This is a genomic window from bacterium, assembly GCA_021372615.1.
Taxonomy (GTDB): Bacteria; Armatimonadota; Zipacnadia; order Zipacnadales; family UBA11051; genus JAJFUB01.
In genome coordinates, this window is the sequence record JAJFUB010000092.1 from 169,930 (window position 1) to 190,323 (window position 20,394).

Genomic DNA, 20,394 nt, shown 5'->3' on the forward strand with positions numbered 1-20,394 from the left:
TGCGCAACAGGCCGTGCCGCGTATTCGACGTGTGGGGCCCGATTCCTGCGCCGCTGCAGGCTATTGCTCTCCTGCCGCCGCTTCCGTGAGGGCTACCAGCGTCTCCTCCCAGCACCCGGGGTCTCCGCCCAGCACGTCTGTCGGCGCCAGCGTGAGCCCCGCGAGGTGCTCACGGAGCCCCGCCAGCCTGTCGCGAGCCTCAGCCAGTGCCTCCGCCGCCCCTGTCGCCCGGTACTCGGCCAGCGCCTGCACCACCCGCGCGAACCTCTCCCCCATCTCCAGTCCGCGCACGAAGGCGTGGATGCCCTCGTCATCTGACAGGGCCGCCGCTTGCCTGGCCCACCCCAGTGCGCCCAGGGTGCTCTCCACCCGCTGCCGCCACTGCTCCGACACCTCGTCCCAGCTCTGCCCGGCTCCGGCCAGATCCCCCTTGAAGCGGCGCACCTCGCGCGTCACGACCCACCACACACGACTGACGGGGCCCTGCCCGGTGTCCCCGCCAGCCAGGTAGGCCCGCCACATGCAGTCGCCTGCCTCCGCGCCCCATAGGCTGCGGCACACGCTCTGGAACACTCCCCCCTCCGCGAACACGTCTGCCGGGCGGTATTCCCCTCGCTGCAGCCGGTGATATAGCTCCTGGACCTCGTCGGGGTCCAGCAGGTTCATGCCGAAATGTGGCTCGGCGGCGTTCCAGAGGCACTCGGCGTTCAGCACCTGCACCGGCTCCTCGTGGACGCCCCCGTTGGACAGGCAGACCGACTGTGCCCCCTGGTACAGCGGGCTCAGCCCGCCGGAGAGGTTGCACAGGTCGTCGCTGGTGTAGTTGTCGCCGCCGCTGAAGGCGATGACATGGGCGCCGTGGCCGTGGCCAACGGTGTCAAACGCCGCAGCCAGTTGAGCCAGCCGGGGCGACCTGTTGGTGTTGAGGAACTGCTCGCGGAACCCGAACTGCACCCCTGGGACGGGCCCGATCAGCTCGCTGATGAGCCGGAAGCAGGCGATCTCGTGCCGCCAGGTCTCGTCGCTCTCATGCGCGGCGCCGTACAGCGGCGAGACGAAGATCAGCGTGAGGTCGCGCGCGGCGTCATAGTCGTCCGTCCGCACCTGCCGCAGGTGCCGGGCCACGAAGCCGAACCAGTGCGCCAGCGCCCCGGCCATGCCCTGCGGGTCGGTCAGCTCATCGCTGGGCCAGCGTCGGCGGCACTCGTCGCAGCGCATCCGCCAGCTCTGCTCGCTGGCCGCCCAGGTGCCGCTGTCAATGTCGTGGATGTACATGAACCCCGGCTCGATGGTCTCGACGAAGCGCCGCATCTCGGCCACTTTGGCCGCCGCCAGCCCCTCGCTGCACAGGCACGAGCCGTACTGCCGCCCCTCGGAGCTTTCCAGCCCCCGGCACTGGTACACCTCTCCCTCCGGCCAGGGCCGGCGGTTCAGGAAGACCTGCCCCTGATACCCGCACCGGTACAGCTCGGACTTCTGATAGGAGGTGCCGTATCCGCCCCCGTAGCCGGCGAAGGTCAGGCGGATCCCCCGCGCCCGCGCCATGCGATTGCACGCGCGTACCACCTCGGCGTAGTGCGGCGTCCGCGCCACATCCCACCCGAAGCCGTCGAACCACACCTGGTTGATCTTGTGGCGGAAGCACAGGTCCAGCTTGCGCTCGACGCGGGCCACGAAGGCCTCCGGCCCGTCGCCCCAGTCATACCCCCAGCGGTTGATCTCGCAGTTCAGCAGCCAGTCGGCAGCGCAGCGGAACCGCACATCGGGCCAGTCCACGACCTCGCAGCAGGGCAACCGCCAGCCGTCCGGGCCGGCCTCGAGCAGTTGCAGCAGCGTCGCCTCGGCGCGCAGCAGCCCCTCCTCGGTGGCCGCTGCCGCCTGCACGGCGGTCGGGCTCACGATCAGACGGTAGCACTCCTCGCGCCCCGGCGGGGGGCAGTCCGGGAGGTCACCCTCCGCCACCCGCGCGAAGGAGCCGGCCGGGAGCCGGCGCCGCAGATCGCCCGGCCGCGGGGCTGCCCCGCCCGGAAGCTGCAGCGATAGAAAGCCGGAATGCGGCGTGAACTGCTTGGGTCGGGGCAGCAGGAGACTCATGGCGACCTCCGAGCGTGCACGGGCGGTAGTGGCACGAATCCGTCCTGGGGCTGTAACTTGGTCGGCAGGGGGAGGAATCCTGCTTCGCGTGGCCTGCACGCGACACCCAACCAGGCGGTGGTGTGCGTTGACACGCCAGGAGAAGTTTGGTAAACTGTCGCTCACTGCCGAGGTGGTGGAATTGGTAGACACGCTAGCTTGAGGGGCTAGTGAGCCTTGGCTTCGTGCGGGTTCGAGTCCCGCCCTCGGCACCAGGGAATGTGGGCGGTTAGCTCAGCTGGTAGAGCGATTGCTTCACACGCAATAGGTTCACTGGTTCAAGTCCAGTACCGCCCACCATTGACAACCCGGAGCGCGGGAATAGCTCAGTTGGTAGAGCACCAGCTTCCCAAGCTGGGTGTCGCCGGTTCGAGTCCGGTTTCCCGCTCCATTCTGACCACAAACAGGCGTTGAACTGCGCGGCGGATTGTGCTATATTGAGCGCCTGTCGTTGACGAGCGGAAGTAGCTCAGCTGGTAGAGCGCCTCCTTGCCAAGGAGAAGGTCGCCGGTTCGAATCCGGTCTTCCGCTCCAGATAATTCGGCGAGCCGGAATGGGCCGCAGCAGCGGCTGAGGTCGGCTCGCCTTTTTGTAGCACCCGGTGCGAGGCACCGCCTGGCGGCATAGCCAAGTGGCTAAGGCGACGGTCTGCAAAACCGTTATTCACGGGTTCAACTCCCGTTGCCGCCTCCAACCCTTGCGAAACGCCCGACCCATCGGCCGGGCGTTTCCGTTTCTCCCCCTGTCGTAGGACCGCCAGCATCCTGCTGGCGAACGGCCTGTGCCGGCTGGAAGCCGGCGCTCCTACGGCAACGTCTACTCCTCCGGCGCGACGATGGCCCCCATGAACAGGATCGTCTGCGTGTCCCGGTCCGTGATGGCCAGGAAGAACGGGCGGTCCACCACCATCTCGAACGGCTCGCCCGGCGGCGGGGCGGCGGCGCCGACCATCCCCACCTGGGTCACTGCAGCGGCCTCCGTGCCTTCCTCGTCCACCTTCAGGTAGGACTTCTGCCGCACGAGGTCTATCCACATCTTCCTGTCGCACAGGGCCGAGAAGTCGGCTTTGGCCTGATCGAACGCCACGCCCATGCCCAGCGCCGTCAGCGCGGCGTTGAGCTTGCGGTCGTTCTTGGCCGTGAAGCGCGGGAGCTTGATGGTCCCCTCCCGCACCGCCATGGCCCCGGTCCATTGCGCCCACTTCTCGGCGCTCAGGGCCGCCAGGAAGCCCTTCAGTCCCACCTGCTTGGCGGGCAGGAAGACCACCATCGCCAGCCGGTGGTCGCGTCCGTACGGCAGGCGAATGGCCTGGAAGAGGTCGCCGGCCTGATAGGCGAACTCGCCGGTCTGCGCCATCATCGGCACGGTCCGCTGCGAGCCGTCCAGCAGCGTGAAGGGGGCGTCCTGCGTGGCGTCCTTACTGAAGACGTCGCTCCAGCGACCCTTGAAGTAGACGGCATCCAGGACCATGAGCCACAGACCGGCGAGGTCCTGTGGGGTGGTGATCTCCGGGATGAGCCCAGCGGTCTTGTCCTTCACCCAGTTGTTGATGATCCCGGCGGAGGCGGGGTCGCCGAAGTTGAGCGCCTCCACCCGGACGTCCGGCGTGGCCTTCACCGCCTCGAGGAACGTGGGCTTGAAGGTGACATCCTCACGGGCCCACAGTGAGTCGGCGATGGTCAGCTTGACTTCTGGGTCGGCGGCCTGCAACTGCGCGGCGAGTCCCTTCAGCGCAGTGCCGACCTGCCCGGCGTTCAGGCCGTCCCAGCCCATCGTCTTGGCGATGGCCGACGCGGTGTCGGCGCCGGCCCCGTGGTAGACGCTGCTGAGCGCCATCGCAACACTCAGGGGCGAGACGAAGAGGTTTTCGTCAGGCTGCTCGCCCTGGAGCTTGCTGAACAGATCGAAGGCGAAGCGGGTGGTGCGCTCGGGCATGTCGCCGATGCTCGCCCCGGCGGGCGCGGGCGGTGGCGGAGGGGGCTTGGGCGGGTCGGTCTGGGCGGGCTTGCACCCCCAGACGAAGGTGAGGACAACCAGCAGCGCAACCATCAGCATTCGCTCTGACATGGCACACCTCTGGCAAGCGCTCGACTGCCGCTGCGCGGTCAGCCGTCGGCATACGCTGACGAGACGCCCGGGAGCAGATGCTGCGGCTCGTTACTTCGTCCTGGCCAGCAGACCCACCCCCAGCGCCCCGAAGAGCACGTCCGGGATCCACCCCGCCAGTGCCGGGTCCAGCGTCCCCGCCAGCCCGAACGCCAGCGTCCAGCTCCGCACCCCGTTGTACAGGAAGACAATCAGGACCGCAATCACGATCCCCCCGAAGCTGCCGAAGCGCGCGAAACGGAAGCTGATCGGGGCGGCGATGAGCGCGAAGACGAGGCAGCCCAACGGAATCGAGTACTTGAAGTGATACTGCACCCGCAGCCGCTGGGTGTCCTTGCCCGCCGGGCCCAGCGTGCCGATCATGTCGCTCAGCTCCCCCGCGCTCATCTCAAACGACGTTCGCCGGGAGGCGTAGTAGTCCTGCAGGGCGGCCTGGAGCTTGATCTCCTGCTCGCCGAAGTACGCCACCGAGCCCTCCTGGTCGCCCGTGGGGCCCAGCGTCACTGTCGCCCCCTCGCGCAGGTACCACACGTTGCCCCGCACCTCGGCCCACTCGGCCGTGGTGATGCTGCAGATGCGGTTCTGCTCGTCATGCCCCCAGATCGTCAGGCGCTCCAACTCGTTGGTCTTGGGGTTCATGTTGCCGACGTAGAAGATGCGACGCTGCGTCGGGTCGCGGAAGAAGACGTTGCGCTCCTGCTGGACGATGGGCTGCGCCAGGCCGATCTCGGCCAGGGCCTCGCGGGCCTTGCGCGACGCCGGCGGAGCGAGGCACTCCCCGCAGTACAGCGAGACGCCGCTGGCGATGACCCCGGCAAGAATGAGGCTGCGGCAGATCCGGGGGAAGCTGGCGCCCCCCGCGCGTATCGCCGTGATCTCCCCGTGATTGGCCAGTAGCGCCACCACCATCGCCACGCCCACCACCGTCCCGACCGGCATGGACCATGAGACGGCATGGGGGACGTGGCAGAGCAGGTACTTGAGGACGAGCCAGGGCGGCACTTCCCCACCCATGAACGCCGAGCCCATCTGCCGCGCCACGTCGCCGACCATGATGATGACGAAGGCGAACAACCCGATGAGGAAGGGCACGACGAGTTGGCCCAGGATGTAGCGGTCGAGGAGTCGCATGGTTGGGTGGAACCCGTGGGCACTGCGCGAAGCTCTGGGAGGCTGTGGGAGCGGTCACCGACCGCGATCGGCCGCCGGTCGCAGGGAGTTGTGGGAGCGGTCACCGACCGCGATCGGCTGCGGGTCGCGTGAGGTTGTGGGAGCGGTCACCGACCGCGACGGGCTGCCGGTCGCGGTCGGTGACCGCTCCCACGGCTTCCCCGCCTCTCACAGGGCTCCGGCCGCTCGGCTCCCGTCCTCAGTCCTCCAGCACCACAAACGCCACAGCGTTGTCGCGTTCGTGCGAGAGACTAATGTGGATGTTGGACACCCCGGTCCGGTCGGCAAGTTCCCTGGCCCCACCCGACACCGACAGCACCGGCCGCCCCGTGTCCTCCGTCGCGACCTCGATCTCCAGGAAGGTCAACTCTCTCCCCCACCCCGTGCCGATGGCCTTCATGAAGGCCTCTTTGGCGGCGAAGCGCGCCGCATAGCGCTCGTCACACGCGGGCCCGTTGCCGCACCGCTGCTGCTCCACCGGGGTGAAGACGCGATCCAGGAACCGCGCCCCATACTTGAGGCGCAGTTGCGAGAGCCGATGAACGTTACAGATGTCTACGCCAATGCCGAGGATCATAGGGTGAGGGTTGGGGGTCAAGGGTCGAGGGTTAAGGGTAACGACAGCCACGGCGATCCGGGGCGCGGCTCATGGACGGCCTGCACCGGCCGTTGCCGTTACCCTTGACCCTGGCCCCTCGACCCTCCACCCTATTCGTGTATCCACACGGGTGTGCCGACTGGTATGTTGTTGTACAGCTCGATGGCGTTGCTGTTGTAGGTGCGCAGGCAGCCGCCCGAGATCCGCCGCCCGATGGACGACGGCTGGTTGGTGCCATGGATGCCGATGACGCGCCCGGTAGCCCGCCCGCGGGCGGTCGTGCCCAGCCAGCGCGCCCCCAGCGGGTTGCGCGAGCTGCCGCCGGGCATGTGCTCGCCCCAGTACGCCTCCCACGGCGGCCACACAGCTTTGTTCTGGATATGGAAGTGCCCGACCGGGGTGTTCTCCCCGGCGCCGGTGCACAGCGGGTACTGCTTGATGGGCTGGCCCAGGAAGAAGACCTGCAGCCAGCGCCCCGAACGGCTGATCTCCATGCTGTACATGCGCTCGCGCACGATCACGTACAGCTTCTTGTCCCCGCGCGTGAGCTTGAACCAATTGCCGTCGCGGCTGGCCTGGATCTTGACCTCGCAGAGCTGCTCGAGCACCTTCACCGGGGCGCGCAACTGGCCGTATTCGGCCAGCACGGGCGCCGGCAGGGGCAGCGGCTTGTAGTTGCGCAACGCCGCCGGCTCCCCGGGGGTGAAGGTGATGAGGGCATCGGGCAGGATGATGCTGCCCTGCACGTCGCCCTCACTCCACTTGACCTCGCCGCCGAGGGCATCCAACACGGGCGCCAGGGCCACGTAAGCGATGTCGTCCTTCTCCTGGGCCAGGACATACGGCCGATAGGTCGCCAACATGCGGCGCGCGCGGCGGCCCAGGTCGCCCCCATCCCCCACCTCGGCGACCTTCATCTCCGGCGGGGCCAGCCCACCGAACACGCTCACAGTCCCGTTGCCGCCGCGTAGCGCCTGTCTGGAGACCGGCACATAGGCCACGGGCTCCAGCCCCGCAGCCCTCAGGGCGTTACCGTCGGGACCAAAGGACTGCAGCGCGGCGAGGTCCGCGAACTGCACCCCCAGGAAACACAGGCCGGAGAAGATGATGAGGAAGCTAAGGCGGAACCAGAGCTGGTAGCGATGCGGCCAGGGCTGCTTCATGGCGATCCCATTAGGAGCCAGTGGCTCGGCGTCGGTCGCGGCAGGCAGGTGCCTATTGCTCGCAGGACGAAGTGTTTCCTGCAAGCAGCCTACCAGAACCGTGGACATCCTGCAATGGGGGGCCGGTCATGCGCCCCGCGTGGGGTATGAGACCCGTGGCACGCCATTATCTCCATGCCGGCAGCCTGCTCTGCGTGCTGCTCGTCGTCTGCTCCGCCGGCCCGGCCGCACCGACCGCCGGCGGCCGAGTTGCCGTGCTCTGGCAGCGGGCGGAGGCCCAACTCAGCCTGGAGAGGTCGCTGGCGGCGCTCCAGACGGCGCGGCAGGCTGTCCGCCTCGCCCCGCGCAGCGCCGATGCCTGGGCGCTCATGTCCCTCGTCCTATTCGAGGTCGCCCCCGAACTCGACTTCACGACGATGGACATCGCCGACACGGCGAACCATGCGGCTCGTCTGGGCGCCTCGTCCAAAGTGTGGCTCGTCATCGGTCTGTGCAACTGCTTCTGCGGGCCGGAGACTGAGCAGGGCCTCGACTGCCTGCGCCGGTCGCTGCAGTTGAACCCGACCTACGCCCGCGCCCACGCGATGCTCGGTGAGGGCCTGTGGGACACCGGGCGCACCGAGGAGGCCCTCGCGGAGCTGCGCGAGGCGGTCCGGCTGGCGCCGCGCGAGTCACGCTGGCATCTGAGCCTGAGCCGGCGACTGGGCGAGCTGAATCGCCTCGACGACGCACTCGCCGAGAACGACCTGGCCCGGCGCTGGGCCGCGACGAACCTGCAGCTCTCGTATACCCACCACGAGCGGGCCTGGCTGCGGGCCTACCAGGGGAGCTGGCCGGAGGCCGTGGAAGAGGCGCGACTCGGTTGTGCGTTGCTGCCCGACGACCTGGAAGCGACCCTCCGGGCGGCGGCGGCCGTGGCTCAGCACTGCTCGACGCCGATCGTGAACAATGGCCGCCAGATGCGCGCCGAGGCGACGTTCGGGGCCATCCTGGCGCTCCACGGCGACTTCGCCCGCGCGGACCGTGTCCTGGCAGAGGCCTGGGCCGACTGGGACGGCGGCTTCGCCTCTCCGGCGCGGGCGTACGTGCTGGCCCAGCTTGACCGACCAGACGAGGCCCGGCGCTACCTGCCTTGCCAGGAGTCCTGGCGGGAGTATCCCCAGAGCCTGCGGGAGGTCCTTTTCCTGGCCAAAGCGTATCAGGCGGTAGGGGATGTCGCCCGGGCGCGGGCCGCGTGCGATGTGGGCCTGCGGCGCTGGCCTGCGCATCCGTTGTGCAACCAACTGCGTGCCCTGCAGGCGGAACTCCCCGCCGCGCAGTGACGCTGACACCACCCGAACCACCACATAGGAGCAGAACATGGACCTGAGCTTGCCTGTCGTCCACATCGTCGCCGAGACGCTCCCCGAGGGTTGGGAGCGAGCCGTACTGGAGTGCTGGGAGCGTGGCGCGACCATCGCCACCCAGTATGACAAACCGGGCGATCCGCCCAGCCGCGATGTCTCGCTCTTCCTGGCCGTCGCCGACCCCTTCGCCGAGCCGCGCATCCACCGCGCCATGCCCGGCGGCTTCCAGGACCTCGAAGTCTACCGCCAGGAGGTCGTGGACGGCATCCACGACCACTGGATTGCCCCCGAAGAGGGCAAGTGGCAGTACTCCTATCACGAGCGCATCGCTACATACACCGTGCCCGGCCTGGAGGCGCCCATCAACCAGGTGGACTACGTGGTCAGCGCTCTGACCGCCGCCCCGCATACGCGCCGGGCCCAGTGCGTGCTCTGGAAACCCTGGACGGACCCCGACTGCGAGCACCCCGCGTGCCTGCAGCGCCTGTGGTTCCGCATCTTCGACGACCGCCTGCTGCTGGCCGCCCACATGCGCTCGAATGACGCCTACAAGGCCTCGTTCATGAACATGTACGCCTTCACCGACCTGCAGCGGCATGTGGCCGAGCGGCTCAGCGAGAGCCTCGGCCGGAAGATCAAGGTCGGGCAGTACAACCATGTGGTGGACAGCTTCCACATCTACGGCTCGTACTTCGATGAGTTCAAGGGCTTCCTGCAGACCGTCGAGGTCCGCTCGTTCGACCAGCGCACCTACCGCACCGAAGACGTGCAGATCTTGATTGACGAGGCCCGGGAGAAGATCGCCGCCTCGCTGGCGAAGGAACGCACTGAGGGCAGCGCATGAGGCTCCTGCGCCTCTGCCTGCTCGTGCTGCTGGGGGCCTCCGCAGCCCACGCTCAGAGCGACGAGAGCCACCTCACGAAGGCCATCAGCCGCGGGCTGGAGGCGGCGACGGCGGCCATGCCCGCGGTTCGCTACCTGGACGACGGCGCACAGCAGCGCGAGACGGGGCGGCGGATGATGGACGCGCTGCTCATTGACACCGCCGCCACCTACGGCCTGAAGTGGGCGATCAAGTCGCCCCGACCCCGTGGCGGGGACGATGGCTTTCCCAGCTACCACACGTCGGCGGCCTTCGCCACAGCGGTGGCACTGCTGGAGCGCGAGCCGAAGGCGACATGGTTCGCGCTGCCACTGGCGGCAACGGCGGGGTGGGCGCGAGTAGACCTGGAGGAGCACACGTGGGCGCAGGTGATCGCCGGAGCCGCGCTGGGAGCGTTCGTCGGGCACATGTGCGGTAGTGGCCAGTGGCGCATGATCGGCCGCGGCGATCCTCTGCCCGCCGAGACGGCGCAATCGGGGGAGGCGGCGGTCGCGTTCCGGGGGCCGTCCTCCCCCCCGCGTGGGGCCGGCCCATGGGCCTCGCCTCGATCCACGGTTCTGTGGCGCACGGAGTTCTGACTGGCGGCCGCGGCGAGGGTGCTCGGCCGAGACCGCAAGAAAATGGGGCGACTCGGCCTTCCAGGGCCGTTGACAGGCCCTGGTGCTGTTGTTATACTCAACCTTGACACCCCGCGGCCACAGACGTGATGAGGCCGCCTCGCCCGATCCCCGGGTACATTTCTCGTTGACTGCGCGCGACTTCATCAGGCGACTGAACGCCTGCAACAGTGTCTTATCGGCACGGCCCCTGGCATGACTCCGCCTTACCCCCAGTGCATTGTTCGCTCCTGCTGCGTCCGTTCACCCGGTCGCGGCTTGTCGGTCACGACTGCCTCCACGCTCACCACAGGAATGGGACATGGCAGCTAGCTCGTCCACCCACGACACCATCATCGTTCTGGATTTCGGCGCTCAATACGTCCAGCTCATCGCCCGCAAGGTGCGTGAGCAGGACTGCTACTCCGAGATTCTCCCGTTCGACACGCCCGTCGCCGCGCTGCTGGAGCGGCGCCCGGCCGGCATCATCCTGTCCGGCGGGCCCTCCAGCGTCTACGAAGAGGGCGCGCCGACCGTGGACCCGGAGCTGTTCGAGGCCGGCATCCCCATCCTGGGGATCTGCTACGGCGAGCAACTCATGGCCCACCTGTGCGGCGGCGAAGTCACCCCCGGCGCCGAGCGCGAGTACGGCCATTCCGAACTGGACGTCGTCGCTGAGGGCGAGCTGCTCCAGGGCATCGCCAGCCCCACCCAGGTTTGGATGAGCCACGGGGACCGCGTGACGGTCGCGCCGCCGGGGTTCGAGGTCTTGGCCAGCAGCCCCAACGCGCCCATCGCCGCCATGGGCCACGCCGACCGCAAGCTCTATGGCGTCCAGTTCCACCCCGAGGTGCACCACACGCCCTGCGGTAGCACTGTCCTGCGCAACTTCCTGTACAACGTGTGCGGCTGCCGGGGCGACTGGAAGCCCGGATCGTTCATCGAGGAGACCGTGCAGGCGCTCCGGGCCCAGATCGGCGACAAGCGGGTGCTTTGCGCGCTCTCCGGCGGGGTAGACTCGTCGGTGGCTGCCGCACTGCTCAACCGCGCCGTGCCCGAGCAGCTCACCTGCATGTTCATTGACCACGGCCTGCTGCGCAAGCACGAGGCCGAGCAGGTACAGGCCGTCTTCTGGCCCATGCTCGGCGACCGGTTCGTCTTTGTGGACGCCACGGACACCTTCCTGGACAAGCTGGAGGGCGTCAGCGACCCCGAGCAGAAGCGCAAGATCATCGGTGAGACGTTCATCCGCGTCTTCGAGGAAGAGAGCGGCAAGCTGGGGGTTTTCGAGTTCATCGTCCACGGCACGCTGTACCCCGATGTGATCGAGAGCGGCGGGGGCGCCACGGCTACCATCAAGACACACCATAATGTCGGCGGCTTGCCCGCCGATATGAAGTACACCAATGTCGAGCCGCTGCGGCGGCTGTTCAAGGACGAAGTGCGGCGTCTGGGGCGCGAGTTGGGGCTGCCCGAAGAGATCGTCCAGCGCCAGCCCTTCCCCGGCCCCGGCCTGGCGGTGCGCGTCGTCGGCCCCCTCTCCCGCGACCGCATCGCGCTGGTGCGCGAGGCGGACGCCATCATGCGCGAGGAGATCGGCCTGGCCGGCTGGGCCGACCAGATCAGCCAGTACTTCGCCGTGCTGCTGGACACGCGCAGCGTCGGTGTCATGGGCGACGGCCGCACCTACGCCCACCCCATCGTCCTGCGCGCCGTCACGACCGAGGACTACATGACGGCCGACTGGACGAAGCTGCCGCCGGAGCTGCTCGCCAAGATCGCCACCCGCATCGTCAACGAACTCAAGGGCGTCAATCGCGTCCTGTACGACATCACGACGAAACCCCCCGGAACCATCGAATGGGAATAGCGCCCGCTGCTGACTGGGAGCATGACCTCGCCTCGGTGTTGCTGACCGAGGAGCAGATCCAGGCCCGCGTTGCGGAGATGGCGGCCGAACTGGCCGCCGAATACCGCGACAAGCACCCGCTGCTCATCGGCGTCCTGAAAGGCTCGATCGTCTTTCTGTCCGATCTGATGCGGCGGCTGTGCTTCCCGCTGGAGATAGACCTCGTCTGCTGCTCCAGCTACGGCCACTCCTCGGAGTCCAGCGGTGAAGTGCACCTGCGCCTGGACCTGTCGAAGGAGCTGGCGGGCCGACATGTCCTGCTGGTCGAGGACATCGTGGATACCGGCCTGACGCTGTCACGACTGTGTGACTTGCTCCGGGAGCGACAGCCGGCGTCGCTGAAGGTCTGCTGTCTGCTGAGCAAGCCCTCGCGACGCGAGGTGGACATGCAGCCGGACTATGTCGGCTTTGAGATTCCGGACGAATTCGTTGTGGGCTACGGCCTGGACTACGCGGAGCGCTATCGCTGGCTGCCCCACGTGGCGGTCGTGAAGCCGGAAGCCTACCGGTAGGGTAAAGAAGCGGGGCCGGTCCCCGACGAACAAGAAGCTTAGAGGTGCCTTCAGATGCTAGAGCTGGCCGAACTGCAGCGGATGACCGTGGAGCAACTGCGCGATGTCGCCGCCGAGATGAAGATGGAGGGGGTCAAGGGCATGCGCAAGCAGGACCTGTGCATGCGCATTCTCTCGGAACAGAGCGAGCAAAGCGGCCACAAGTACGGCTACGGCATCCTCGAGACCATGCCCGACGGTCGCGGCTACCTGCGCGTGGACGGCTACAAGCCCGATCCGCAGAAGGACGTCTACGTGGCCGACACGCAGATCAAGCGCTTCGGCCTGCGTACCGGCGACCTGGTCAGCGGCCCCATCCGCCCGCCCAAGGACACCGAGCGGTACTGGTCGCTCCTGCGGGTGCAGACGATCAACGGTGCGGCCCCCGAGGAGATGCGGCATCGCCCTCACTTCGAGGAGCTCACCCCGATCTACCCCAATGAGCGCCTGTACATGGAGACCGAAGGCCCCGACGGCTTCGCTGGACGGTTCCTGGACATCGTCACCCCGGTCGGGCGCGGGCAGCGCGGGCTCATCGTGGCTCCGCCCAAGGCCGGCAAGACGACCATCATCAAGCAGATCGCCAACGCCCTCACCCGCAACTACACCGACATGATCCTCATGGTGCTGCTCATTGACGAGCGCCCTGAAGAGGTCACCGACATCGCGCGCTCGGTGGATGGCGAAGTCATCGCCTCGACGTTCGACGAGATGCCCGAGAACCACATGCGCGTGGCCGACGCCGTCCTGGCCCGCGCCAAGCGCCTGGTGGAGCAGGGCGAGGATGTCGTCGTGCTGATGGACAGCATCACCCGCCTGGCCCGCGCCAGCAACCTGACCGTGGACCCCAGCGGCCGCACGCTGTCGGGCGGTCTCGACCCGACGGCCCTCTACCGGCCCAAGCGCTTCCTCGGCGCCGCCCGCAACATCGAGCATGGCGGCAGCCTCACCATCCTGGCCACCATCCTCGTCGAGACCGGCAGCCGCATGGATGACATGATCTTTGAGGAGTTCAAGGCGACCGGCAACATGGACCTCGTGCTGTCGCGCGAGCTGGCGGACCGCGGAATCTTCCCGGCCATTGACATCCAGCGCTCCAGCACCCGCCACCAGGAACTGCTTTTCAACGATGAGGAGATGCAGAGCGTCTGGCAGTTGCGCCGCGCCCTGCATGCGCTCGACACCGTCGAGGCCACCGAGCTGCTCCTGTCGGGCCTGCGCAAGACCCGCAGCAACCAGGAGTTCCTGGCCATGGCTGTCGAGACGTTCAGCCGCTAGCGTCGCCGCGGCGGCGCCGCTCCCTCCGAGCCCCGGGCGAAACACGATGTGGTGTCGGGACTCTAATCACACTGAACATCGCAGTCCCAGTGGAGGAACATCATGCCGAACCTGCGTCCGATCCCGCTGCGCGGCTCGCTCATTATCCTGCTGGCGGCCCTGCCGCTGCTGGGCGCCTGCCAGCCGGCCGCGCCCACCGGCACGGCCGCCCCGGCCCTGTCCGAGGCCGAGCAGACCGCCAACAACCTCGCCGAGGACATCAGCCTGCTCTACACGCTGAACCGTCTGGACCTGCAGCCGGCCCAGCTCAACCCGCTGTACGCAGTGGCCGTGCAGGCCCAGCAGGCGCGCGCGAAGGCCGAGCCGCCGCGTCAGGCCGCGCTGGCCCAGCTCGTGCCCCTGCTGCGCGAGAAGCGGTCGCTGATGCTACAGGACCAGGATGTCCCCGCCGACCTGGAGAAGCAGTTGCGCGCGGCCCAGGACAAGATGGATGAAGCCGAGGAGAACAAGGGGCAAGCGGCGCTGGCCGCGGTCCCCGAGTTGCGCAAGGTGCTCACCGCCGACCAGGTCGCGATCATCACCGGCGCCGACGAAGCGCGCTCCCAGGCTGAGGACCTGCTCGACTGGGTCCGCCAGCTTTCCCCCGGCACGTATGCCGAGGAGGCCAAGGCCAACGCCGATCAGCTGGCCGATCCCGAAGTGAAGCTGACGGCCGCCGACATCATGAAGGTCTTCGACGAAGCGCGGAAGCTGTCGGCCGCCGATTATGCCGCCAAGAAATCGCAGCTTGTCGCCAAGCTGGCGCCGCTGTACGCGCCGACGGCGGAGGCGGCTGACCAGGCCCTGGCGGACTTCGTGGGCTCCGCACGGCTCACTGTCCTGTTGCAGGAGCGGGGCGCCAAGTAGGCTTCCTCCCTGTCGCTTGCGCCCCGACCGGGGGTCGGGGAAGGCTTGTTATGCGTATTGCCATCTTCACGAACACCTACTGGCCGACCGTCAACGGGGTGGCTATCTCGATCGCCAACCTCCGTACGGGTCTGCAGCAGTTGGGCCATGCCGTGCACGTCTTCGCTCCGGCCCCGGCGGGGTTCGACACCGCCCGGGACGAGAAGGGCATTTCGCGCTTCCCGGCGCTCCCGGCCCCCGTCGAGGCGGATTACCACCTGGCCCTCCCTGTCGCCCCCCGCGTCACCCGCGCCCTGATGAAGCACAGCTTCGATCTCGTCCACACGCACCACCCGATGTGGGTGGGCGTGTGGGGGCAGTGGTATGCCCGCTGGATGGGCCTGCCGCTGGTCACCACCATCCACACCCAGTACGAGATCTACAGCAAGCTCGTGCCTTTGCCCGACGAGATGGTGGACCAGTACCTACGCGTCCGGGTGCGGAGCTACTGCAACCGGTGCGACCTGGTGACGACCCCCGCCGAGAGTTCGCGCGGCCGCCTGCGTGACCTGGGTGTCAAGCGCCCCATCGAGGTCATCTACAACCCGACCGACCTCTCCGCGCTCTGGCATGCCGACGGGGCGCCCATCCGCAAGCAGTACGGCTGCGGGCCGGATGACTTCCTCCTGGGCTATGTGGGGCGCCTGGCGCCGGAAAAGAACCTCTCGGCCCTGCTGGATGCCGCCGAGATCATCCTGCCGCAGATGCCCCAGGTCCGGCTGCTGCTCGTCGGCGACGGGCCGTCGCGTCCGGCGCTCGAGGAGCGCGCCCGCGCCATCCCAGGCGGGGACCGCATCATGTTCGCCGGCCGCATCGAGCACGAACGGGTGCCGCAGTACGACGCCGCGCTCGATCTGTTCATCACGCCCAGCATGTTCGAGGTGCAGCCGCTGTCATTCGCCGAGGCCATGGCCGCCGCCACGCCCGTGATCGCCATGGACGCCCCGGGCGGCAACGACATGGTGGAGGATGGCGTCAACGGCCGTCTGGTGCCCCCCGATGAGCAGGGCCAGGGCCTGGCCCGCGTAGCTCGGGAAGTGCTCAGCGATCCGGACGGTCTGCGGCAGATGAGCGAACGGGCCCGGGACTGGGCCACCCGCTACGACCGTATGACAGTAGTGCGGAGGGTGCTGGAGGTCTACGAACGGGCGACGGAACTGCACCGCGCCCACGCTACCTGAGCGCCAATGCCGCTGGAGGACCAGTGGCCACGTATGGCGAACCATCCCGGGCGCCTCGTCACCGAGGCGCCTCATTCATGTTTGTGGAGGTGGCTCTCTTGGAGCCTGTAAGGACGGCACTGGTTGGTATCTCAGGCATCGGCGGCTATCATCGCGGCATTCTGCATGACGCCGGTGAGGTCGAGTTTGTGGCGGCGGCAGACCGCTGGCAAGACCGCGAGCGCGTGCAGGAGGCCATGGCGGCCCTCCAGGAGCAGGGCGTGCCCGTGTACGGCGACACCATCGAGATGCTCGACGCCGTGGACGTCGAGGCGGTCGTCATCGCGACCCCGCACCCCTATCACGCCCCGTACACCGACGCGTGCCTCGAGCGCGGGCTGCATGTGCTGTGCGAGAAGCCCTTTCCCATCCTGGCCTCCGACGGCATGGCCCTCGTGGAGAAGGCGCGGCAGAAGAAGCTCTTCGTCGGCGTGGACTTCCAGTATGCCGGCTACGAACACTCCCTGGCGCTCAAGGACCTTATCTGCAACGGCGACCTGGGCGAGCTGCGTGAGATCATCGGCGTGATGGAGTGGAAGCGCACCGATGAGTACTACCTGCGGGCCGACTGGGCCGGCAAGCGCTACTACGACAACCTGCCCTGCTGGGACGGCGTGCTGATGAACCAGGCCGTGCACCTCCTCAACTCGTCGCTACAGATGGGCACCCGCGAGCGCGCCCGCGCCATCCCGCAGCGCCTGCAGGCCGAGATGTACCGGGTCCACGACATCGAGTGCGAGGACACCGCGTGCATCCGGGCGGACCTGGGCGAGGCCACGCTGCACTTCTACGCCACCACCTGCTGCGACGCCGACCATCGCACCACCCTGGACATCATCGGCACCAAGGGCCGCGCCAGTTGGGACACCAGCAAGGCGGTCGTGCAGATCGAGGGCAAGGACGAGATCGTGTTCGACATGCCCACGGACCGCAACGCCATCCACTCCAACCTGATGCAGTGCATCCGGGGCGAGGCGAAGGAACTGCTCGCGCCGGCCAGCGAGTCGGTCAAGCCGACGCTGACGATCAACGCCGCATACCTGTCGTCGGGCAGCATCCCGCGCGTCAGTTGGGACGAGTTGGGCGACGCCCGCAGCCTGCTGGATCAGGCCGCCGACGAGCGGAAGCTCCTGTCGGAGATGAGCGTGTCATGGGGACGGAGCACAGAGGTCGTCGAGCAAGCTGATTTCACGAAGTTCGCGGGGCTGGAGGACGACTGAGCACGGCGGGAACGTGGGAGCGCCGGAGGCGCGGCTCACGCTAGGCATGGGCGGAAGCCCCCGTCACAACAGCCGACCTCCTCCCCCCACCGGAGACACAACGGGGACAGGCCACATGGCCTGTCCCCGCTCGATTCCTCTTCGGGCCGTGCCTCAGGCGAGCATCCGCCAGAGCGACGCCCCCTCCCCTCCCCCACCCTTGGTCTCGGGCGCGGCCTTCGTCGGCATGTGCGCCGCGGCCGCCGACCAGATCGCATTCACGACCAGGATCGCGCCGGACAGCAGGGCGGCGTAGATCATCAGCGAGCCGATGGCGCGCGTGTCTTCGTCCTTAGAGAGCTTGAACATGACCCCCAGGATCAGGCCCGCCGGCGGCGCAAAGAACGAGCCGATGATCAGGCCGATCTGCGTGAACACTGAGATATGCACAACATTGGGGGTCTCGCCGCGGTTCACGGCCGAGATGGCGACGCACATGCCCCACAGGCGGCGCGTCTCGCCGATGACACACAGCAGACAGGCCAAGGCCACACCCGAGAGCATCACGAAGACGATACGGGGGTCCTCAAAGGGGTTGATGCCGACGGCCTTGAAGGCCGCCACGTCCAACTCCTTGACCTTCTCCCAGCCGCCGCCCTGCTTGAGGTAGCTGGAGGCGGCGGCAAGCATAGCGAACATGCCGATGACCGCGAACACAACGATGACGATCATCGCCGGCCGCTGCTTGCGCAGCAGGTCCGCTTCCTGCTTGTCAAAGACCCGCAGACGCTTCTCGTCCGCGTTCTCGCCGGGCAGGACGATCCCGGCCGCGGCGGGGTTGGCGACGGCAGCAGCGGGACTGGCCGGGCCGGCCGGTCCGTTCCGCGCTTCCTTCATGGCCTGCTGCACGATGTCCTCGCGGGCCGCGATGAGATCCTGGCCGCAGTCCATGCATACGGCATCGGTTGGGGCGACCTTGGCGCCACACTTGGGGCAGGAGCTAACCGCCATGGGGCCTCCTTGGAGCACTTCCTGGCAATGGGCGGGATTATAGCAGATTTGCCGCCGCCCTGGAACCATCGGCTTCTCTATGCTTCGTTGGGACCGCGTAGAGAAAATGTCATGACCAGGAAGGACTCCGCTGCAGTGATCGCGAACAGCCCACCCTCGCCGACCCCGGAGGAGATCGTTCATTGGCCATCGCAGAAGCACGAACTACCGACCCAGGTCCCGAAGATGTGACGCCCCCGCTGGAAGGTCTCTCTCCCTGGACCGTCGTCATCTCACTCGTCTTGCTGGCGGCCTCGCTGTTCTGGATGCTGCAAGCCGGGATCATCTCCCAGGGTGTGCAACTGGGTGAGGCTGTCCCCGTCATCCCGGCGGTGGGGGCCCTGCTGCTGCTCACGCTGATCGGCCTGGGCCTGCGCCGCGTCAGCCGCCACCTCCGGCTGCCTCAGAGCCAGGTGCTCTATGTCTACGCCTTCCTCTGCATCGGCGTGACGATGAACTCGGTGGGCGTGTCCCGCCTGCTCTTCCCGAACATCACCGCGGTCTACTACTTCCAGACACCCGAGAACGACTTCGCCGGCCTGCAGAAGTACATGCCGACCTGGCTGACGCCCCAGGACCCGAGGGCCATCCAGGACATGTACGAGGGCGCCGACAACGGGCGCATCCCGTGGCGCCCGTGGGCCGTGCCGCTGGTCATGTGGACGCTCTTCCTGACGGCCTGGGGGGTGGCCATGCTCGGGACCATGGCGCTCTTTCGCCGCCAGTGGATGGACAAGGAGCGTCTCACCTTCCCCATCGCGCAGTTGGTCCTCGACATCTCGGACCAGGAAGGGCGGCGCATTCTCGGCGGGTTCTTTGGCAACCCCCTGATGTGGATCGGCTTCGCCCTGGCGTGTCTGTTCAACATCGGCAACATCCTGCGGGCCTGGAACCCCGCCATCCCGGCGATGGGCCAGACCTATGACATCGGCCGCTTCTTCACCGAGCGCCCGCTGTCGGCCATCCGCCCCCTGTCCATCGCCTGGCGGCCCGAGAACATCGGCCTGGGCTATCTCGTCTCCACGGAGATCACCCTGTCGGTGTGGGTCTTCTACCTGGCCCTGCGCATCGCCAACGTGCTGTCCACCGGCGCCGGGCTGGAGATCTCGGGCTTCCCCTTCGACCGCGAGCAATCGTTCGGGGCCTACGTGGCTCTCGGGCTCTTCCTGGTCTGGGTCGGCCGCTTCCAGCTCAAGGAGACCTTCGCCAAGGCGTTCTCCTACAAGCGCGAGCTGACGCCGCAGGATGACCCAATGTCGCCGCGCACGGCGGTGCTGTGCGCGCTGGGCGGCTTGGCCTTCATGCTGGCCTTCGCCATCAAGGCCGGCATGTGGTGGTGGACAGCCCTGATCTTCTTCGCCCTGGTGCTCCTGTTCGCCCTGGTATACGCCCGGGCGCGGGCCGAGGCCGGGGCCGCCATGGTCTGGCTCTTCCCCTTCTACCTGCACAAGCAGATGATGATCCATATCGGCGGGTCGCAGCTCTTCACCAACGGCACGGACTTCCGCAACCTCACGATCTTCTCGACGTTCATGTTCGTGTCGCGCGGCTACTACCAGTCCAACATGGCCTACCAGGCCGAGGCGATGAAGATCGTGCAGGAGGCGCGGCTGCGCCAGCGCACCATGGCCTGGTGGCTGACTGCCGCCATCGTCATCGGCTTCGCCGGGTCGGCCTTTGTCCACCTGTACGCCTACTACCAGCACGGGGCCAACATTCTTGAGGGCGGCACGACCCAGGGCGGCTACCGCGTCACGCTGGCCCGCACCGAGTTCGAGGAGCTGTCCGGCTTCGTCAAAGCCCACCGCCCGCCGGACCGCCAGCGCACGTGGGCGGCCGTGTCCGGGGCCCTGGTGGTCGGTGTGCTAGTGCTGCTGCGCACCTACTTCCTGCGCTTCCCGCTCCACCCACTGGGGTTCGCCATGGTCACGGCCTATGGAGGGCCGCTATGGGGGCCGTTCCTGCTCGTGTGGATCACCAAGACGGTGATCCTGCGACTGGGCGGGATGGGCGCCTACCGGCGCGGGATACCATTCTTCCTGGGGCTGATCATCGGCCACTTCTTCCTGTCCGGCCTGATCTGGGGTTGGCTGAGCATCATCAACGAGATGTACCGGCGCTACGTCGTGTTCTTCGGATAAAGATGCCGGGGGGCGAAGGAATCGCCGGGGAGTCGGCCGAAATGAGGGGCGCGGCGGGCGCCGATACTGTCCGCCTGCCTACACTGCCGCCTGTACGACGGCAGAG

16 protein-coding genes and 5 tRNA genes are annotated in these 20,394 nt (G+C 67.6%); 15 read left to right on the top strand and 6 right to left on the bottom strand.

Going from position 1 to position 20,394, the window contains the following annotated elements; all coding sequences use genetic code 11:
* Positions 1-60: 60 nt before the first annotated feature.
* Positions 61-2,094 (bottom strand): glycoside hydrolase family 20 zincin-like fold domain-containing protein, encoded by a 2,034-nt coding sequence (locus LLH23_14490; protein ID MCE5239678.1) that lies wholly within the window; start codon positions 2,092-2,094, stop codon positions 61-63.
* A 166-nt stretch (positions 2,095-2,260) separates the two neighbouring features.
* Here LLH23_14490 and LLH23_14495 point away from each other — a divergent pair.
* The 5 genes from LLH23_14495 (at position 2,261) to LLH23_14515 (ending at position 2,826) form a co-directional block, all read left to right on the top strand.
* Positions 2,261-2,348, top strand: a tRNA-Leu gene (locus LLH23_14495).
* 8 nt (positions 2,349-2,356) lie between these two features.
* A tRNA-Val gene (locus tag LLH23_14500) sits at positions 2,357-2,433 on the top strand.
* Positions 2,434-2,448: 15 nt separating this feature from the next.
* Positions 2,449-2,524, top strand: a tRNA-Gly gene (locus LLH23_14505).
* Between the two features lie 67 nt (positions 2,525-2,591).
* Positions 2,592-2,667 (top strand) — tRNA-Gly (locus tag LLH23_14510).
* 83 nt (positions 2,668-2,750) lie between these two features.
* Positions 2,751-2,826, top strand: a tRNA-Cys gene (locus LLH23_14515).
* A 123-nt stretch (positions 2,827-2,949) separates the two neighbouring features.
* On the opposite strand, the gene LLH23_14520 is transcribed toward LLH23_14515, so the two are convergent.
* From LLH23_14520 to LLH23_14535, 4 genes are all read right to left on the bottom strand, one after another.
* On the bottom strand, positions 2,950-4,200 hold the full coding sequence (locus tag LLH23_14520; protein MCE5239679.1) for a serpin family protein: 1,251 nt from the start codon (positions 4,198-4,200) through the stop codon (positions 2,950-2,952).
* Positions 4,201-4,290: 90 nt separating this feature from the next.
* Complete coding sequence (locus LLH23_14525; protein ID MCE5239680.1) at positions 4,291-5,370, bottom strand: LptF/LptG family permease; 1,080 nt, start codon at positions 5,368-5,370, stop codon at positions 4,291-4,293.
* Positions 5,371-5,608: 238 nt separating this feature from the next.
* Entirely contained in the window at positions 5,609-5,986 is a 378-nt protein-coding gene (gene acpS / locus LLH23_14530) for a holo-ACP synthase (GenBank protein MCE5239681.1), read from the bottom strand.
* Positions 5,987-6,117: 131 nt separating this feature from the next.
* The gene (locus LLH23_14535; protein MCE5239682.1) at positions 6,118-7,170 is read right to left on the bottom strand and encodes a L,D-transpeptidase family protein; all 1,053 of its coding nucleotides are present in this window, start codon (positions 7,168-7,170) and stop codon (positions 6,118-6,120) included.
* A gap of 155 nt (positions 7,171-7,325) precedes the next feature.
* On the opposite strand from LLH23_14535, the gene LLH23_14540 reads away from it, so the two are divergent.
* The 9 genes from LLH23_14540 to LLH23_14580 all read left to right on the top strand — a co-directional run bounded on the left by LLH23_14540 (position 7,326) and on the right by LLH23_14580 (position 17,118).
* Positions 7,326-8,492 carry a hypothetical protein gene (locus LLH23_14540; protein MCE5239683.1) on the top strand — a complete coding sequence of 389 codons (1,167 nt, stop codon included), beginning with the start codon at positions 7,326-7,328 and terminating at the stop codon, positions 8,490-8,492.
* Positions 8,493-8,529: 37 nt separating this feature from the next.
* Positions 8,530-9,360: a thymidylate synthase gene (locus tag LLH23_14545; GenBank protein ID MCE5239684.1), complete on the top strand. Its 831-nt coding sequence runs from the start codon at positions 8,530-8,532 to the stop codon at positions 9,358-9,360.
* Positions 9,357-9,977, top strand: coding sequence for a phosphatase PAP2 family protein (locus LLH23_14550; GenBank protein MCE5239685.1), 621 nt, complete (start codon positions 9,357-9,359; stop codon positions 9,975-9,977). The genes LLH23_14545 and LLH23_14550 overlap by 4 nt, the downstream gene beginning before the upstream one ends.
* Before the next feature lie 340 nt (positions 9,978-10,317).
* On the top strand, positions 10,318-11,865 hold the full coding sequence (gene guaA, locus LLH23_14555; protein ID MCE5239686.1) for a glutamine-hydrolyzing GMP synthase: 1,548 nt from the start codon (positions 10,318-10,320) through the stop codon (positions 11,863-11,865).
* Positions 11,856-12,416 (top strand): hypoxanthine phosphoribosyltransferase, encoded by a 561-nt coding sequence (gene hpt, locus LLH23_14560; protein ID MCE5239687.1) that lies wholly within the window; start codon positions 11,856-11,858, stop codon positions 12,414-12,416. Before guaA ends, hpt begins: the two co-directional genes overlap by 10 nt.
* A gap of 54 nt (positions 12,417-12,470) precedes the next feature.
* Entirely contained in the window at positions 12,471-13,733 is a 1,263-nt protein-coding gene (gene rho / locus LLH23_14565; protein ID MCE5239688.1) for a transcription termination factor Rho, read from the top strand.
* A 102-nt stretch (positions 13,734-13,835) separates the two neighbouring features.
* Positions 13,836-14,639: a hypothetical protein gene (locus LLH23_14570; GenBank protein ID MCE5239689.1), complete on the top strand. Its 804-nt coding sequence runs from the start codon at positions 13,836-13,838 to the stop codon at positions 14,637-14,639.
* A 50-nt stretch (positions 14,640-14,689) separates the two neighbouring features.
* The gene (locus LLH23_14575; GenBank protein MCE5239690.1) at positions 14,690-15,859 is read left to right on the top strand and encodes a glycosyltransferase; all 1,170 of its coding nucleotides are present in this window, start codon (positions 14,690-14,692) and stop codon (positions 15,857-15,859) included.
* 98 nt (positions 15,860-15,957) lie between these two features.
* Complete coding sequence (locus LLH23_14580) at positions 15,958-17,118, top strand: Gfo/Idh/MocA family oxidoreductase (protein MCE5239691.1); 1,161 nt, start codon at positions 15,958-15,960, stop codon at positions 17,116-17,118.
* 153 nt (positions 17,119-17,271) lie between these two features.
* Here the strand turns inward: LLH23_14580 and LLH23_14585 are convergent, their stop codons facing one another.
* Positions 17,272-18,108, bottom strand: coding sequence for a zinc ribbon domain-containing protein (locus LLH23_14585; protein ID MCE5239692.1), 837 nt, complete (start codon positions 18,106-18,108; stop codon positions 17,272-17,274).
* A 182-nt stretch (positions 18,109-18,290) separates the two neighbouring features.
* Here LLH23_14585 and LLH23_14590 point away from each other — a divergent pair, with 182 nt between their 5' ends.
* Positions 18,291-20,288: a hypothetical protein gene (locus LLH23_14590; GenBank protein ID MCE5239693.1), complete on the top strand. Its 1,998-nt coding sequence runs from the start codon at positions 18,291-18,293 to the stop codon at positions 20,286-20,288.
* The last annotated feature ends 106 nt before the right edge of the window (positions 20,289-20,394 follow it).

Coding starts and splice junctions, on each gene's coding strand:
- LLH23_14490 (MCE5239678.1), bottom strand. CDS start 2,094: ATGAGTCTCCTGCTGCCCCGACCCAAGCAGTTCACGCCGCATTCCGGC.
- LLH23_14520 (MCE5239679.1), bottom strand. CDS start 4,200: ATGTCAGAGCGAATGCTGATGGTTGCGCTGCTGGTTGTCCTCACCTTC.
- LLH23_14525 (MCE5239680.1), bottom strand. CDS start 5,370: ATGCGACTCCTCGACCGCTACATCCTGGGCCAACTCGTCGTGCCCTTC.
- acpS (MCE5239681.1), bottom strand. CDS start 5,986: ATGATCCTCGGCATTGGCGTAGACATCTGTAACGTTCATCGGCTCTCG.
- LLH23_14535 (MCE5239682.1), bottom strand. CDS start 7,170: ATGAAGCAGCCCTGGCCGCATCGCTACCAGCTCTGGTTCCGCCTTAGC.
- LLH23_14545 (MCE5239684.1), top strand. CDS start 8,530: ATGGACCTGAGCTTGCCTGTCGTCCACATCGTCGCCGAGACGCTCCCC.
- LLH23_14550 (MCE5239685.1), top strand. CDS start 9,357: ATGAGGCTCCTGCGCCTCTGCCTGCTCGTGCTGCTGGGGGCCTCCGCA.
- guaA (MCE5239686.1), top strand. CDS start 10,318: ATGGCAGCTAGCTCGTCCACCCACGACACCATCATCGTTCTGGATTTC.
- hpt (MCE5239687.1), top strand. CDS start 11,856: ATGGGAATAGCGCCCGCTGCTGACTGGGAGCATGACCTCGCCTCGGTG.
- rho (MCE5239688.1), top strand. CDS start 12,471: ATGCTAGAGCTGGCCGAACTGCAGCGGATGACCGTGGAGCAACTGCGC.
- LLH23_14570 (MCE5239689.1), top strand. CDS start 13,836: ATGCCGAACCTGCGTCCGATCCCGCTGCGCGGCTCGCTCATTATCCTG.
- LLH23_14575 (MCE5239690.1), top strand. CDS start 14,690: ATGCGTATTGCCATCTTCACGAACACCTACTGGCCGACCGTCAACGGG.
- LLH23_14585 (MCE5239692.1), bottom strand. CDS start 18,108: ATGGCGGTTAGCTCCTGCCCCAAGTGTGGCGCCAAGGTCGCCCCAACC.